Here is a 14,435-nt window from a genome sequence, read left to right as displayed (position 1 = left end):
CCAAACCACCCGCGCGCCACCGATCCGGCCGCACGGGGAGCGGCGGCAGCGTGCGGCACGAATTAGTGTTGGTCTATGCCGACGACGACGCCCGAGCATCCGCTCGACAACCCCCAGACCGACCCGTTCGAGATCGCCCGGCAGGCCGCCCGGCAGATCGCCGAGCGCACCGGAGTCGCCCGTCACGACATCGCCCTCACCCTCGGCAGCGGGTGGGCCAAGGCCGCCGACCTCATCGGCGAGACGACCGCGACGATCCCCGCCGCCGAGATCCTCGGCTTCAGCGCGCCCGCGCTCAGCGGGCACGTCGGCACGCTGCGCTCGGTGCTGCTGCCGAGCGGTAAGCGGGCGCTCGTCATCGGTGCGCGCACCCACTACTACGAGGGGCACGGGGTGCGGCGGGTGGTGCACAGCGTGCGCACGGCGGCCGCGGCCGGCGCGACGACGATGATCCTCACGAACGGCGCGGGCGGGATCAGGGAGAGCTGGACGCCCGGGCAGCCGGTGCTCATCAGCGACCACATCAACCTCACGGCGGACTCGCCGCTCGAGGGCGCGACCTTCGTCGACCTCACCGATCTGTACTCTGAGCGACTGCGCGCGATCGCCCGCCGCGTCGACCCGAGCCTCGACGAGGGCGTGTACTGCCAGTTCCGCGGACCGCACTACGAGACGCCGGCCGAGGTGCGGATGGCCCGCACGATCGGCGGCCACATCGTGGGCATGTCGACCGCGCTCGAGGCGATCGCGGCCCGACAGGCGGGCATGGAGGTGCTGGGGATGTCGCTCATCACGAATCTCGCGGCGGGGATCCAGACCACACCGCTCAGCCACGCCGAGGTGCTCGAGGCGGGCCAGGCCGCCGAGCCCGTGATCAGCGCGCTGCTCGCGAGGATCGTCGCCAAACTATGAGCACCATCGAGGCGGCGCGGGCCTGGCTCGCGCAAGACCCGGACGCGAGCACGAGGGCTGAGCTCAGCGCCCTCATCGACGGCGCGACCGCGGGCGACCCGGCCGCGACCGCCGAGCTGGATGACCGCTTCCGCACGCGCCTCGCCTTCGGCACCGCGGGTCTCCGCGGCGCGCTCGGGGCAGGCCCCAACCGGATGAACCGCGTGCTGGTCTCCCAGGCGGCGGCCGGTCTCGCCGCCTTCCTGCTCGAGCGAGAGGCGACCCCGAGCATCGTCATCGGCTACGACGGACGAACGGGCTCCGCCGCTTTCGCGCGCGACACCGCCGAGATCATGGCGGGCGCCGGCGTCACCACCACCCTGCTGCCCCGACTCCTGCCGACGCCGGTGCTCGCCTTCGCGGTGCGCCACCTCGACGCGAGCGCCGGCGTGATGGTGACCGCGAGCCACAACCCGGCCTCCGACAACGGCTACAAGGTCTACCTCGGCGGTGCGGACGCCGGCTCGCAGATCGTGCCGCCGGCGGACGGCGCGATCGCCGCCCACATCACCCGAGTCGCGGCCGGCAGCATCGTCGACCTCCCGCGGTCGAGCACCTACCGCATCGCCGAGGAGTCGGTGATCGCGGCCTACGTCTCCGCCACCGCGGCGCTCGTCGCCCCGCCGACCACCCCGGTCTCCTTCGTGTACACCGCCATGCACGGCGTCGGGTGGGAGACCGCCCAGCAGGTCTTCGCCCGCGCGGGCTTCGCCGAGCCGACGCTCGTCGAGGCGCAGATCGCGCCGGACCCCGCCTTCCCCACGGTCGCCTTTCCCAACCCGGAGGAGCCGGGCGCCATGGACCTCGCCTTCGAGACGGCCGCGCGAGTGGGCGCCGAGCTCGTGATCGCGAACGACCCGGATGCCGACCGGCTCGCGGTGGGCATCCCGACCGAGGACGGCTGGGTGCGGCTGAGCGGCAACGAGGTCGGCTGGCTGCTCGGCTGGCGATCCGCCCTGCGCGCCTCGGCCCTCGGCGGCGACCGCGTGCTCGCCTGCTCGATCGTCAGCAGTCCGGCGCTCGCCGCCGTCGCCGCGCACTTCGGCCTCCGGCACGTCGAGACGCTCACCGGCTTCAAGTGGATCTCGCGCGTGCCGGGGCTCGCCTACGGCTACGAGGAGGCGCTCGGCTACCTCGTCGACCCCCAGGTGGTGCGCGACAAGGACGGCATCTCCGCGGCGGTCGACCTCCTCGCGCTCGCGAGCGAGCTGAAGTCCGGTGACATCACGCTCGCCCGGCACGCGGAGGCGTTCGCGGCCCTGTTCGGCGGCTACGCCTCCTCGCAGATCTCGCTGCGGGTGGATGACCTGGCCGAGATTCCGCGGATCATGGCGCGGCTGCGGGCGCAGCCCCCGGGCGCGATCGGCGGGAGGCCGGTCATCCGCGTCGACGACTTCGCAGGCGGGTTCGGGGAGTTCGCGCCGAGCGACATCCTGCGGCTGTGGACGGACGACGGCTCGCGCATCATCGTGCGGCCGAGTGGCACCGAGCCCAAGCTCAAGGTCTACATCGACGCCTCGAGCACGACCGGATCGGCCCGCGAGCGTCTCGCCGACGCGGGCGCGAAGGTCGCCGCGCTCGACGCCGGGATGCGCGCGCTCATCGCCTGACGCGATCGGATCATCCCCGGGGATGACCCCGACGGTGGTTTACTGGGGCGATGAACGCGAGATGGTGGTCGGGGGCGATCGGCCCCGCGCTCGTCGCGCTCGTGCTCTCGCTGGTCTCCGCCGTGCTCGTCGCGGCCGTGCCGGGCGGAGTCGGGGTCGCGATCGCCGTCATCGTGCTCGGCATCGCGAGCGCGGTGTTCGCGACCGACGCGCTCGTGCGCATGCTGCTCGACGTCTCCCCGCGGCGGCGCTGGGCGCTGCTCGCGCTCGCGGGAATCGCCTACGCGGGGCTCGACCTCGCGGGGCTCGCCTGGCTGTTCGGTTCCGCGGGCACCGGGTTCGTCGCCGTCAACGGCTTCGAGTCGAGCTGGCTGGGGTTCCTCGTCGTCGGCTGGCTCGCCGCGATCCTCGGCATCGTCGTCGGCACCTCCGCGGCGGTCTCCTCCGGGGTCGGGCTGGGCGCGCGCATCGTTCTCGGCGTGCTGAGCATCCTCGTCGAACTGCCCCTCATCAGTCTCGTCGGCGTGATCGGCGTGGGGATCGCGGCGCTCGTCCTTCGCTCGCGGGCCACAGCGGCGGGCGAGGTCAGCCCAGCGCCGCTTCCAGCTTCTCGCTGAGCTCGTTGGTGTCGAAGTAGTTGTGCACGACGATGATGTCGGCGTTCGTCTTGCCGATCGCCTCCACGAACTCGGGGCTCGTCAGGATGATCTGCGCCCCCGCCGCGTCGCGCTGAAGTGACGCGAGGTGCACCGCGCTCACCTCAGCCTCCAGCCCGAGTCGCTGCAGAACCCGCTCGGCGTTGACCTTCAGAATCCCGCTCGAGCCGATCCCGGCCCCGCAGATGGCGACGATCTTCACTCCGCGACCCCCATGATCCGTTGCACCTCGGCGACCGAGGTGGCACCCGTGAGCCCGGCGATCGCATCCGAGTCGTTGAAGATGTTGGCGAGTTCGGCGACGAGCGCGATGTGCGCGTCGGCCGAGACGACCGCGAGCGAGAGCACGACGCTCACCGGGTCGTTGTAGGGGTGACCGAAGGTGACCGGCGTCTGCAGCGTGACGACGGAGACGCCCTCGCGAAGCACCTCGGGGCCGGGGCGCGCGTGGGCGAGCGCGAGACCGGGGGCGATCACGACGTAGGGACCGTGCTCCTCGATCATCCGCACCATCTCGTCGGCGTAGCTCGCCTTGGCGATGCCCGCCCGCGTGAGCGCCGCCCCGCCCGCGCGCACGGCGGACCGCCAGTCGCTCGCGACGACATCGAGGGCGATGGCCTCGGCGGGGATCGGCGGCAGCGACATCTAGGCTCGCTCGAACCCGTCGACGATCTGGTCGACGAGGTCCTGTCGGTCGTCGAGCGAGAGGAAGGCGGCGGTCGCGGCATTGAGCTGGAATGCGGCGAGGTCGTCGAGGTCGTACCCGAAGGTGTCGACGAGGAGCCCGAGCTCGCGGCTGAGGGTGGTGTGGCTCTGCAGGCGGTTGTCGGTGTTGACGGTCACCGCGAACCCCAGCTGATAGAGCAGGTCGAAGGGATGATCGATCAGCTCGTCACCCCACTGCGCGATCGCCCCCGTCTGCAGATTGGAGCTGGGGCTGGTCTCGAGCGCGATCTCGCGGTCCTTCACCCACTGGGCGACCGGGCCGAGCGTGACGTAGGTGCTGTCGCCGTCCTCGCGCGCCGTCGTGATGTCTTCCGCGATGCGCACGCCGTGGCCGAGCCGCATCGCGCGGCCGTCGAACAGGGCGGATCGGATGCTCGCGAGCCCCGCCGCCTCGCCCGCGTGAACCGTGCGCGGCATGAACTCGCGGGCCAAGTAGTCGAAGGCGTCGCGCATGCGCTCGGGGGCGAAGCCGTCCTCCGGCCCCGCGATGTCGAAGCCGACCACGCCGCGATCGCGGTGGCGCACCGCGAGCTGGGCGATCTCGAGGCCGCGATCGAGGTGACGCATCGCGCTCACGAGCTGACCGACCCGGATCCGGCGCCCGGTCGCCTCCACGTCGGCGACGCCCTCGTCGAGGCCCGACTGCACGGCCTCCACGACGTCGTCGAGGGAGAGGCCCCGCTGCAGGTGCTGCTCCGGGGCCCAGCGGATCTCGCCGTAGACGACGCCGTCGGCGCCGAGATCCTGCACGAACTCGCGGGCGACCCGGGCAAGGGCATCCGTGGTCTGCATCACGCCGGTGGTGAGGTCGAAGGTCTTCAGGTACTCGACGAGCGAACCGGAGTCGCTCTTCTCGTCGAACCAGGCCTGCAGCGCCTCGGCGTCGGCGGCGGGAGTCTCGAGGCCCACCTCGTCGGCCAGCTCGAGGATGGTCTGCGGGCGCAGACCGCCGTCGAGGTGATCGTGGAGGGAGACCTTCGGCAGGCTCGTGATGTCGAGGGCAGTCATGGTCTCAAATCTACCGTCGCGCCCGTCGCGCCAGCACCACGGATGCTGTGAGCACGGTCACTCCCCGACGCGGCCGGCGATGAGCGGGCCGCCGGTCTGCGGGGCCTCCTCGGGGTCGCCGATCCGCCACGCGCCCTCGAGCGCCTCGAGAGCGCGGGCGAAGCGGGCGGGCTCGTCGCTGTGCAGGGTGAACAGGGGCTGGCCGGCGGTGACGAGGTCGCCCGGCTTGGCGTGCAGGTCGATGCCGGCGGCGTGGTGCACCGGGTCCTGCTGGCGGGCCCGGCCCGCGCCCAGCCGCCACGCGGCGATCCCGAAGGGCAGGGCATGCTGCTCGACCAGCCGGCCGCCGCGCGGTGCGGTGACGAGCTGCGACTCGCGGGGCTGGGGCAGAGCGGCATCGGGGTCGCCGCCCTGTGCCGCGATCATCCGCCGCCAGGTGTCCATCGCCCGCCCGTCGGCGAGGGCGGCCTCGACGTCGGCGTCGGTGACCCCCGCGGTGGCGAGCATCTCGCGCGCGAGGGCGATCGTGAGCTCGACGACGTCGGCGGGACCCCCGCCCGCGAGTACCTCGACCGACTCGCGCACCTCGTTGGCGTTGCCGATCGCGAGCCCGAGCGGCACGTTCATGTTGGTGAGCAGTGCGACGGTTCGCACCCCGGCGTCGGTGCCGAGCCGCACCATCGTCTCGGCGAGCTCCCGCCCGCGGGCCGGGTCCTGGATGAACGCCCCCGAGCCGAACTTGACGTCGAGCACGAGCGCCGCGGTGCCCTCCGCGATCTTCTTGCTCATGATCGAGGAGGCGATGAGCGGGATCGCCTCCACCGTGCCGGTGATGTCGCGAAGGGCGTAGAGCTTGCCGTCGGCGGGGGCGAGCCGGGCGCCCGCCGCACACACCACGGCGCCCACCGCGTCCAGCTGGGCGTAGAACTCGTCGGTGCTGAGTCGGGCACGCCACCCGGGGATGCTCTCGAGCTTGTCGAGCGTGCCACCGGTGTGCCCGAGCCCGCGACCGGAGAGCTGCGGAACAGCGACGCCGAACGACGCGACGAGGGGCGCGAGCGGCAGGGTGATCTTGTCGCCGACCCCTCCGGTGGAGTGCTTGTCGGTCGTCTTCCGGTGCAGGCCGCTGAAGTCGAGTCGGTCGCCGCTGGCGACCATGGCGAGCGTGAGGTCGCGGATCTCCTCGCGCCCCATGCCGTTGAGGAAGATGGCCATCGTCATCGCGGACATCTGCTCGTCGGCGACGTAGCCACGGGTGTACGCGTCGACCAACCAGTCGATCTGCGCGGTGCTCAGCGTGCCGCGATCGCGCTTCGTGCGGATCAGGTCGACGACGTCGAAGGGTTCGATCGCCGACGGTTCGGCGGGGGTGACCTCGGTGGCGCTCACAGTGACAGCCCTTCCAGGGAGCCCGCGACCACACGGCCGCGGGAGACGACGGCGACGATGCGGTCGACCGAGAGCTCGCGGATGTCGGCCCAGGGCGCCCCGCGCAGAACGACGAAATCGGCCGCGAAGCCCGGCGCGATCCGCCCCAGACTCGATCCGCGCCCGATCGCCGCGGCGGCACGCGAGGTGGCGGCGGCGAGCGCCCGCTCGGCGCCCCAGCCGAAGATCTCGGCCATGCGCCGCACCTCGGCCGGCTGATCGCCGAACCGCACGTGGTGACCGTTCGCGTCGGTGCCGAGCACGAAATCCACCCCGGCATCGGCGGCCGACCGGAGCAGGGCATCCCGGCGACCGACGAGCTCGGCGGCCTTCTCGGCCTGCTCGGCGGAGGCACCGGCGCCGCCGGCCGCGATCACCTCGTTGATGAGCAGCGTGGGGGCGACCGTGACCCCCGCGCGGACGGCTCGATCGGCGAGCTCGGGCGTCATGAGGGTGGCGTGCTCGAGGGAGTCGACGCCCTCGTCGAGCGCGATCGCGATGCCCTCCGCCGTGTGGGCGTGCGCGGCGACGCGCATCGACAGGGCGTGCGCCTCATCGACGATCGCCGCGATCTCGGCGCGCGTGTGGTTGCGCCAGCTCGCCTTGTCGCCCACCGAGAGCACCCCGCCGCTCGTCGCGATCTTGATGCCGTCCGCTCCCGCGCGGGCGTACTGCCGCACGAGGGCGCGGCAGGCGTCCGGACCGTCGGCGGTCGGCTTCCGCAGCGGAAAGGCCGGAGGGATGAACAGATCGCCGTGGCCCGCCGTCATGCCGACCATCCCGTGGGCGAGCAGACGCGGCCCCTCGACGATGCCCCCGTCGATCGCGCGGCGCAGCGAGAACTGCACGTCGTCGGCCGAGAGGTCGCGCATCGTCGTCACGCCCGCGGCCAGGCCCGACCGCGCGTGCGCGAGCCCGTGCAGCACCTGCTCCTCCGGTCGAGTGACGAGCGGCCAGGTGAGAAAGTCGGGGCGGCCGGCACCGGCGTAGCCGATCAGGTGCACATGGGTGTCGATGAGGCCCGGGATGACCGTGAGCCCGCCGCGCGCCCCCGCGCCGGTCGTCTCGACCGTGTCGAAGACCGCGTCCGTTCCGCGAGCGCTCCACTCCAGGGTCGCGGCGCCGAGGTACCGCTCCCCATCCCACACATCGAGGCCCGTGAGTCGGTCGGTCATGGCTCCAGTCTCCCACGGGGGCGCTCGTAGAATTGGCCGATGGAGCCGGACGAGAAGCCCGAAACGATCATCCTGGGGGCCACCGTCCTCACCCACACGGAGGCCGCCGCGCCGGGCTATCCCGCCCTCCCCGCCGATGACACGGCGGCCCGCGGCACCGTTCACCTGCTCGCCGACCACGCGATCGGAATCGCGGGCGGCGTCATCCTCTGGGTGCGCCCCACGGCCGAGGTCAGCGCGGCCGAGCGCGACGGCGCCGAGCTCATCGACGGTGCGGGCCACGTCGCGATCCCCGGGCTCATGAACTCGCACACCCACTCGGCGATGACGATGTTCCGCAACTCGGCCGAGGACGTCGTCACGAGCACCTGGTTCAACGACCACATCTGGCCGATGGAAGTGAACATGACCCCGCGCGACGTGCGGCTCGGCGCGGAGCTCGCCGTCGGCGAGATGCTGCTCGCCGGGGTCACCAGCTTCGCCGACCACTACTTCTCGATGGAGGAGATCGCCGGCGTGGTCGAGCGCAGCGGGGCACGGGCGCTCCTCGCCGAGACCTACTTCTCCTCGCAGGGCGACGAGGGGATCGAGCGATCCGCCGCCTTCGCGGAGAAATGGAACGGGGCCGCCGGCGGCCGCATCACCACCGCGATGGGGCCGCACGCGACGTACACCGTGAACGATGGGGACCTCGAGCGCACGGCGGCGCACGCACGGCGGCTGGGCATCCGCACGCACATCCACGCGGCCGAGAGCCCCGGGCAGACCACCTCGAGCCTCGCCGCCCGCGGCATCACACCGATGGAGGTGCTGCACCGCACGGGCATTCTCGAGACGGGTGCGATCATCGCGCACGGCGCCGGCATCGTCGAGGATGACCTGCGCTGGCTGACCCCCTGGGCCGACCGCGTCGCGGTCGCCTGCTGCGACAAGGTGTACCTCAAGCACGCGCAGTCGGGCATCACCCCGGTGCGCCTGCTGCACGACGCGGGCATCACGGTGGGCGTCGGCACGGACGGCCCCGGCTCGCACAACACCCTCGATGTGCTGGAGAGCATGCGCTTCCTCTCGCTCAGCGAGAAGGATCGCCACAGCGACGCGACCTGGCTCACCTCGGCGCACGCGCTCGACCTCGCCACGCGCCAGAGCGCGGCGCTGTTCGGCCAGGGCGACCGGCTCGGCCGGCTGCTGCCCGGCTACCGCGCCGACATCGTGCTCATCGACACCCGCGGGCCGCACATGCAGCCGATGCACGACCTCGCCGCCGCACTCGTGCTGAGCGTCAAGTCGAGCGACGTCTCCACCGTGCTGGTCGACGGTGCGGTCGTCGTCCGGGATCACCGGCTCACGACGCTCGACCTCGAACCCGCGATCGCCGAGCTGAACGAGCGCATCCCGCAGCTGCGCGACACCTCACACGGCCGTCGAATCCAGGACTACGCGCCGTAGTCCGACGCGAGCGGGCCGCCCGAGCGTATCCCCGCCCGCGGCGGGTCACACCGCGCGGCGCGCGGCTAGGACTTCACGTAGGGCCGCCCCGCCGCGGCCGGCCCGCGCACCCGACCGACGACGCCCGCGACCGCGAAGATCGTCACGACGTACGGGAGCATGAGCAGGAAGTCATTGGGCACCGGCGAACCCAGGATGCTGATGACGCTCTGCAGGTTGCTGGCGAAGCCGAACAGCAGTGCCGCGAGGGTGGCGCGGATCGGGTCCCAGCGACCGAAGATCACCGCGGCGAGGGCGATGAAGCCGTTGCCATTGGTCATGTTCTGGCTGAACGGCCCCACCGAGCCGAGCGTGAAGTACGCGCCACCCAGGCCCACGATCGCCCCGGCGAGCGCCACGTTCCAGAAGCGGGTGCGCGCCACGTTGATGCCGACGGTGTCGGCGGCCTGGGGGTGCTCGCCGACGGCGCGGAGTCGCAGACCCCAGCGCGTGCGGAAGAGCCCCACGAAGATCGCGATGACCGCGATGTACATGAGATAGACGATGACGGTCTGGCTGAACAGCAGCGGCCCGATGACGGGGATCTGGCTGAGCAGCGGGATGTCGATGTTGTGGAACCGCGGCGGGGTGTTGAGCGTCGTCTGGTTGTTGACGAGCACCGTCTGGTACAGGAACGTCGTGAGCCCGAGCACGAGCACGTTGAGCACGATTCCGACGATCACCTGGTTGACGGCGTACTTGACGGCGAAGGCGCCGAGCACGAAGGAGACGAGCACCCCGGCCACCATCGCGGCGATGACCCCGGCGACGAGGGAGCCGGTGACGGAGGCGGTGACCGCCGACACGAAGGCGCCCGCGAGCAGCTGGCCCTCGATCGCGACGTTGGTGACGCCGACGCGCTCGGAGATGACGCCGCCGAGCGCCCCGAAGATGAGCGGCGCGCTCAGCGCGAGAGATCCGACGAGCAGCCCGGTGATGTGGAGCGTGTTGCCGGTGGTCGTCCAGACCAGGAAGCCGATGACGAGCGTGAGCGTGTAGATCGCGACGTACCACAGCGGCACGTGCACGCGACGCTGCACGAGCACCGCCGCCCCCGCGGCCATGAGCACCGCGATGACCGAGACGACGATGCCGGTCGCCCGCGCGCCGAGCGGCAGGGTCGGCAACTGCACGGCGTTCGCGTTGCTGGCCGTGAAGCTGAAGACCGACTGGCCGTCACGCCCGAGCACGACGAACAGGATGATCGCGACGAGCGCGAACACGCCCAGTCCGATCGGCACCTTCCAGCTGCGCTCGAGCAGCTGCGCGTCGGTGTGGACGGCGGGCGCGGTGGCGCCGGGCGAGGTCGTTGCGGTCGTCATTTCGCTTCAGCCACCTTCTTGCTGCGGGCGGCGCGCGGGCGGGAGCCGGGCGCGGGGAGTCGGAAGATCGCTCGCACGAGCGGCGGCGCGGCGATGAACAGCACGATGATCGACTGGATGACCGTCACGATGTCGATGTCGACGCCCTGCGCGACCTGCATCGTGTTCGATCCCGCCTGCAGGATTCCGAAGACGATTCCCGCGGCGAACACGCCCCAGGGACGCGAGCGGCCGAGCAGCGTCACGGTGATCGCGTTGAAGCCGATCCCGGCATCGATATCGCTGCCAAACCCGGTCGTGTTCTGGCCGAGCACCTGGTACACGCCCGCGAGCCCGACGAGGAGTCCGGAGAGCGCCATCGCGTAGACGATGGTGCGGTTGACGTTGATCCCGGCGACGCGTGCGGCGCGCGGGTTCTCCCCCACGGCGCGCAGCTTGAAGCCGAGGCTCGAGCGTGAGAGCAGCCACCAGCAGCCGATCGTCGCGGCGACGACGAGCACGAATCCGAAGCTGAGGTCGTAGTTCGGCCCGAACACCGAGAACAGCAGGGCCGTGGGCTTCTCGGCGGGTGTCTGCGGGTTCTGCGAGCCGGGGGCGCGGAGCACCGGGGTGTGCAGCAGGAACTGCAGCAGGTAGAGGGCGATGTAGTTCATCATGATCGTCACGATGACCTCGTGGGCGCCCGTGCGCGCCTTGAGCAGCCCGACGATTCCGGCCCACACCATGCCGCCGAGGAGCCCGGCGATGATGGCGACGATGAGGTGGATGCCCGCGGGCAGCGGCAGCGCGAAGCCGACCCAGCCCGCCGCGGTCGCCCCGATGAGCATCTGCCCCTGTCCACCGATGTTGAAGACGCCGGTGCGGAACCCGATCGCGATACCGAGCCCCGCCGCGATGAGCGGGGTGGCGTAGTTGAGGCTCGACAGGAGGGAGACGATGCCGCCCTGGAAGTCGGGCGCCGTGAAGTCGTACACGCCGCCGCGGAAGAGCGAGGCGTACGCCCCCGACACCGACTGCCAGACGGCGGAGAGCATGTCGGTGGGACGCGCGAAGAAGTAGCCGGCGGTCTGCTGCACGGTCGGGTCGGTGGCCGCGATGAGGATGCCGCCGATGACGAAGGCGAGGATCACCGACAGCACGGTGAGCGCCACGCCCCCGCTCGCGATCTCGCGCAGCACCCGTGCGCTGCGGCTCTCGGGCGCGGTGTTCTCGCTGCCGGTCATGCCGCGACCTCCGTTCCGTGCGGGACCTCGCCCGCCATCATGAGGCCGAGCACGTCGCGGGGCGTGTCGCCGGGGACGATCCCGACGATGCGGCCGCGGTACATGACGGCGATGCGATCGGCGAGCGCGACGACCTCGTCGAGCTCGGTGGAGATGACGATGACGGGCACCCCCGCGTCGCGCGTGGCCACGATCCGCTCGTGCACGAACTCGATGGATCCCACGTCGAGACCCCGTGTGGGCTGCGCCGCGACGAAGAGGCGCAGCTCGCGGCTGAGCTCACGCGCGAGCACGACCTTCTGCTGGTTCCCGCCGGAGAGCCGGCCGACGAGCGTGTCGATGCCCTGCGTCCGCACATCGAACTCCTTCACCTTGTCGGCGGCGAAGCTGCGCAGGTAGCCCAGCTGCAGGGTTCCGCGCTTGACGAAGGGCTCGCCGTCGGAGCGGTCGAGCATGAGGTTCTCGGCGATCGTGAACTCGGGGACGAGCGCGTCCTCCTGCCGGTCCTCCGGCACGAAGCCGACCCCGGCATCCAGGATCTTGCGCATGCTGAGCTGGCGCAGGTCGAGCCCATCGAGGTGGATGCCGCCCGTGACGTGCTCCTCGAGACCGAGGATGGCCTCGGTGAGCTCGGTCTGGCCGTTGCCCTGCACCCCGGCGATGGCCAGGATCTCGCCCGCCTGCACCTCGAAGCTCACGTCGTCGACCACCACCTGACCGCGGGCGTCGATGACGGTGACGTGGTCGACCGTCAGCGCGTGACCGCCCGAGACGGAGCCGGACTTCTCGACGGTGAGCTCCACCGAGCGCCCGACCATGAGCGAGGCGAGCTCGCTGTTCGTCGCGGTGGGCGAGGCCTCCCCGACGACCTTGCCGAGACGGATGACCGTGATGCGGTCCGCGACCTCGCGCACCTCGCGCAGCTTGTGGGTGATGAAGACGATCGCGGTGCCGGCCTCCTTGAGCTGGCGCATGATCGCCATGAGCTCGTCAGTCTCCTGCGGGGTGAGCACGGCGGTGGGCTCGTCGAACACGAGCACCTGGGCATTGCGCGAGAGGGCCTTGATGATCTCGACGCGCTGCTGCACGCCGACGGGCAGATCTTCCACGAGGGCGTCGGGGTCGACGTCGAAGCCGAAGCGGGCGGAGATCTCGCGCACCTTCGCGCGAGCCGCCGGGAGGTCGAGGAAGCCGAGCTTGGCCTGCTCGTGGCCGAGCATGACGTTCTCGGCGACGGTGAAGACCGGGATGAGCATGAAGTGCTGATGCACCATGCCGATGCCCGCGCGCATGGCGTCCCCGGGACCTGCGAAGTGCTGGGCGGTGCCATCGAGAAGGATGGTGCCGCCGTCGGCCTGGTAGAGGCCGTAGAGGATGTTCATGAGGGTCGACTTGCCCGCACCGTTCTCACCGAGGAGGCAGTGGATCTCCCCCGGTTCGACCTCGAGATCGATGTGGTCGTTGGCGACGAGTGCGCCGAAGGTCTTGGTGATGCCCTGCAGTTCGAGCTTCATGCGAAGCGCGCCTCACAATCGGGTGCTGTCGTTAAGCGGTGCAGGCCGGGCAGGCGATCGATGATCGCCGGCCCGACCGGCACTCGTCAGTGTGGATCGATGTTACTTGTTGAACGTCGCCGGCGACTCGACCTTGATCGAACCGTCGATGATGCCCGCCTTGATGGTGGCGAGCTCACCGGCGAGGCCGGGGTCGACCTTCGAGGCGTAGTCGTGGAAGTCGGAGATGCCGACTCCACCGTTCTTCAGGGTTCCGACGTAGGTCGTGTTGTCGAAGGTCTTGCTCGACGCGGCGGCCTCGACGACGTCGGTGCTCGCCTGGTCGACCTTCTTGAGGATGGAGAGCAGGAACAGCGACTTGTAGGTCGGGTCGGTGTTGTACAGGTCGGCGTCGACGCCCTCGAGCACCGCGGAGCTGTTCGAGCCGGTGATGGCGGCGGCGGCACCCTGGTACAGCGAGCCGGCGACGGGGATGACCACGTCGGCCTTCTGGTCGAGGAAGTTCTGCGTCACCGTCTTGGCCTGGTTCTGGTCGGTGAAGTTACCGATGAACGTGCCCTTCTGGGTCGCGACGTCCCAGCCGAGGAGCTTGACGTTCTTGCCCTTCTGCTGGTTGTAGTACTTGATGCCGTCGGCGATGCCGTCCATGTAGATGGTGACCGAGGGGTACTCGGCACCGCCCCAGGTCGCCACGACGCCCGACTTCGAGTAGCTCGCCGCGGCGTAGCCGCCGAGGAACGCGGCCTCGTCGGTCTCGAACACGATGTCCTTGACGTTGGGGAGGTTGATCGAGTTGTCGTCGATCATGGCGAAGTTGGTCTTCGGGTTGGCGGTTGCGGCCGCCTTCACCGAGGCGATGAAGTTGAATCCGGGAGCGGCGATGATGTTGCACTTCTCGCCGATGAGGCTCGTGATGCCGGAGGCGTAGTCGTTGGCGCTCTTCGCCTGCAGCTTCTTGTAGCTGCTGCCGATCTTGTTGGCCGCCTTCACGACGCCGTCGAGGGCGAGCTGGTTGAAGGAGTGGTCGGTGAAGCCGCCGGTGTCACCGATCACACACGGCAGGTAGCTGGACTTCGCGGTGGTCGTGCCGGACTTCGGGGCCGAGGCACAACCGGCGAGGAGGGCGACGGCGCTGGCGACGGCGAGGCCGCCCAGAACGACGCGCTTGGATGTGATTGACATTGTGTGTCCTCCGTAGAGTGGTGCAGCCCCTCGGGGGCGTGCGGGGAATGTTGATACAGGCTACAGACCCGACGTTACGCCGCCGACCCCGATCCGGTTCGGCAGCGATTTGGTTACAAAGCTGAGACTGTTACGAAATGTAAGTGAAATGA

The 14,435-nt window shown here is 70.6% G+C and carries 13 protein-coding genes; 4 read left to right on the top strand and 9 right to left on the bottom strand.

Annotated elements, in window-relative coordinates; genetic code table 11:
* Nucleotides 1–75 precede the first annotated feature (75 nt).
* The 3 genes from G3T37_RS08050 to G3T37_RS08040 are packed head-to-tail and all read left to right on the top strand — an operon-like array spanning nucleotide 76 to nucleotide 3,178.
* Nucleotides 76–912 (top strand): purine-nucleoside phosphorylase, encoded by an 837-nt coding sequence (locus G3T37_RS08050; protein ID WP_163472980.1) that lies wholly within the window; start codon nucleotides 76–78, stop codon nucleotides 910–912.
* The gene (locus G3T37_RS08045; protein ID WP_163472979.1) at nucleotides 909–2,561 is read left to right on the top strand and encodes a phospho-sugar mutase; all 1,653 of its coding nucleotides are present in this window, start codon (nucleotides 909–911) and stop codon (nucleotides 2,559–2,561) included. Before G3T37_RS08050 ends, G3T37_RS08045 begins: the two co-directional genes overlap by 4 nt.
* Before the next feature lie 50 nt (nucleotides 2,562–2,611).
* Nucleotides 2,612–3,178 carry a hypothetical protein gene (locus G3T37_RS08040; protein WP_163472978.1) on the top strand — a complete coding sequence of 189 codons (567 nt, stop codon included), beginning with the start codon at nucleotides 2,612–2,614 and terminating at the stop codon, nucleotides 3,176–3,178.
* On the opposite strand, the gene G3T37_RS14880 is transcribed toward G3T37_RS08040, so the two are convergent.
* From G3T37_RS14880 to G3T37_RS08015, 5 genes are read right to left on the bottom strand one after another with little or no spacing between them, the layout of a single operon-like run.
* The gene (locus G3T37_RS14880; protein WP_163472977.1) at nucleotides 3,147–3,419 is read right to left on the bottom strand and encodes a PTS sugar transporter subunit IIB; all 273 of its coding nucleotides are present in this window, start codon (nucleotides 3,417–3,419) and stop codon (nucleotides 3,147–3,149) included. The genes G3T37_RS08040 and G3T37_RS14880 overlap by 32 nt on opposite strands.
* The gene (locus G3T37_RS14875) at nucleotides 3,416–3,862 is read right to left on the bottom strand and encodes a PTS sugar transporter subunit IIA (RefSeq protein ID WP_163472976.1); all 447 of its coding nucleotides are present in this window, start codon (nucleotides 3,860–3,862) and stop codon (nucleotides 3,416–3,418) included. The genes G3T37_RS14880 and G3T37_RS14875 overlap by 4 nt, the downstream gene beginning before the upstream one ends.
* Complete coding sequence (locus G3T37_RS08025) at nucleotides 3,863–4,951, bottom strand: adenosine deaminase (protein ID WP_163472975.1); 1,089 nt, start codon at nucleotides 4,949–4,951, stop codon at nucleotides 3,863–3,865.
* A 57-nt stretch (nucleotides 4,952–5,008) separates the two neighbouring features.
* Complete coding sequence (locus tag G3T37_RS08020; protein ID WP_174247753.1) at nucleotides 5,009–6,340, bottom strand: thymidine phosphorylase; 1,332 nt, start codon at nucleotides 6,338–6,340, stop codon at nucleotides 5,009–5,011.
* Nucleotides 6,337–7,554, bottom strand: coding sequence for an amidohydrolase family protein (locus G3T37_RS08015; RefSeq protein WP_163472974.1), 1,218 nt, complete (start codon nucleotides 7,552–7,554; stop codon nucleotides 6,337–6,339). The genes G3T37_RS08020 and G3T37_RS08015 overlap by 4 nt, the downstream gene beginning before the upstream one ends.
* A 39-nt stretch (nucleotides 7,555–7,593) precedes the next feature.
* On the opposite strand from G3T37_RS08015, the gene G3T37_RS08010 reads away from it, so the two are divergent.
* Nucleotides 7,594–9,003, top strand: coding sequence for an amidohydrolase (locus tag G3T37_RS08010; RefSeq protein ID WP_163472973.1), 1,410 nt, complete (start codon nucleotides 7,594–7,596; stop codon nucleotides 9,001–9,003).
* A 65-nt stretch (nucleotides 9,004–9,068) separates the two neighbouring features.
* Here G3T37_RS08010 and G3T37_RS08005 read toward each other — a convergent pair whose 3' ends face one another.
* The 4 genes from G3T37_RS08005 to G3T37_RS07990 form a co-directional block, all read right to left on the bottom strand.
* Entirely contained in the window at nucleotides 9,069–10,364 is a 1,296-nt protein-coding gene (locus G3T37_RS08005; RefSeq protein ID WP_163472972.1) for an ABC transporter permease, read from the bottom strand.
* Nucleotides 10,361–11,587 carry an ABC transporter permease gene (locus G3T37_RS08000; protein ID WP_163472971.1) on the bottom strand — a complete coding sequence of 409 codons (1,227 nt, stop codon included), beginning with the start codon at nucleotides 11,585–11,587 and terminating at the stop codon, nucleotides 10,361–10,363. Before G3T37_RS08000 ends, G3T37_RS08005 begins: the two co-directional genes overlap by 4 nt.
* On the bottom strand, nucleotides 11,584–13,101 hold the full coding sequence (locus tag G3T37_RS07995; RefSeq protein ID WP_163472970.1) for an ABC transporter ATP-binding protein: 1,518 nt from the start codon (nucleotides 13,099–13,101) through the stop codon (nucleotides 11,584–11,586). Before G3T37_RS07995 ends, G3T37_RS08000 begins: the two co-directional genes overlap by 4 nt.
* A gap of 102 nt (nucleotides 13,102–13,203) precedes the next feature.
* The gene (locus G3T37_RS07990) at nucleotides 13,204–14,283 is read right to left on the bottom strand and encodes a BMP family lipoprotein (protein ID WP_163472969.1); all 1,080 of its coding nucleotides are present in this window, start codon (nucleotides 14,281–14,283) and stop codon (nucleotides 13,204–13,206) included.
* Nucleotides 14,284–14,435: the final 152 nt, after the last annotated feature.

The organism is Galbitalea soli (genome assembly GCF_010686725.1).
Taxonomy (GTDB): Bacteria; Actinomycetota; Actinomycetes; order Actinomycetales; family Microbacteriaceae; genus Galbitalea; species Galbitalea soli.
This window is presented reverse-complemented; position numbering and strand designations above follow the sequence as displayed.

Excerpts from the sequence above, each read along its gene's own strand:
- G3T37_RS07995 (WP_163472970.1), bottom strand. The coding sequence starts at position 13,101 with ATGAAGCTCGAACTGCAGGGCATCACCAAGACCTTCGGCGCACTCGTC.
- G3T37_RS08005 (WP_163472972.1), bottom strand. The coding sequence starts at position 10,364 with ATGACGACCGCAACGACCTCGCCCGGCGCCACCGCGCCCGCCGTCCAC.
- G3T37_RS08000 (WP_163472971.1), bottom strand. The coding sequence starts at position 11,587 with ATGACCGGCAGCGAGAACACCGCGCCCGAGAGCCGCAGCGCACGGGTG.
- G3T37_RS08045 (WP_163472979.1), top strand. The coding sequence starts at position 909 with ATGAGCACCATCGAGGCGGCGCGGGCCTGGCTCGCGCAAGACCCGGAC.
- G3T37_RS08025 (WP_163472975.1), bottom strand. The coding sequence starts at position 4,951 with ATGACTGCCCTCGACATCACGAGCCTGCCGAAGGTCTCCCTCCACGAT.
- G3T37_RS07990 (WP_163472969.1), bottom strand. The coding sequence starts at position 14,283 with ATGTCAATCACATCCAAGCGCGTCGTTCTGGGCGGCCTCGCCGTCGCC.
- G3T37_RS08010 (WP_163472973.1), top strand. The coding sequence starts at position 7,594 with ATGGAGCCGGACGAGAAGCCCGAAACGATCATCCTGGGGGCCACCGTC.
- G3T37_RS08040 (WP_163472978.1), top strand. The coding sequence starts at position 2,612 with ATGAACGCGAGATGGTGGTCGGGGGCGATCGGCCCCGCGCTCGTCGCG.
- G3T37_RS08050 (WP_163472980.1), top strand. The coding sequence starts at position 76 with ATGCCGACGACGACGCCCGAGCATCCGCTCGACAACCCCCAGACCGAC.
- G3T37_RS08015 (WP_163472974.1), bottom strand. The coding sequence starts at position 7,554 with ATGACCGACCGACTCACGGGCCTCGATGTGTGGGATGGGGAGCGGTAC.
- G3T37_RS14875 (WP_163472976.1), bottom strand. The coding sequence starts at position 3,862 with ATGTCGCTGCCGCCGATCCCCGCCGAGGCCATCGCCCTCGATGTCGTC.